Origin of the sequence: Mesorhizobium sp. M2A.F.Ca.ET.037.01.1.1 (assembly GCF_003998075.1) — a bacterium.
Classification (GTDB): domain Bacteria; phylum Pseudomonadota; class Alphaproteobacteria; order Rhizobiales; family Rhizobiaceae; genus Mesorhizobium.
The window spans coordinates 1-210 of the sequence record NZ_RZSA01001886.1 but is presented as its reverse complement, the minus strand read 5'-3'; the positions used below and the strand labels follow the sequence as shown (position 1 = coordinate 210).

Sequence of the window (210 nt, the reverse complement as noted above, 5' to 3'; positions counted from 1 at the left end):
CTAGCTGTGAGCTTTCGGGAGGTTGTCCATTCGGACCGGACCGAGGAGACTGGAGTTACCACGCTTCAGCATCCATCGGAGGATCCGAATGAACATCCATAAGAATGCCCGTCTCACACCGCTGCGTCGAGAGGAGATGGCGCTGTCGGTGATAGAAGGCGCTTTCTCCAAAGCCCATGCGGCGCGTGTCTACGGCGTGTCGGCCAAGAT

At 58.1% G+C, this 210-nt stretch carries 1 protein-coding gene; it reads left to right on the top strand.

The window, feature by feature from the left end:
• Positions 1–88: 88 nt before the first annotated feature.
• Positions 89–210, top strand: a 122-nt coding sequence (locus tag EOA27_RS40310; RefSeq protein WP_245474027.1) for a leucine zipper domain-containing protein, incomplete at its 3' end; no start/stop codon positions are given.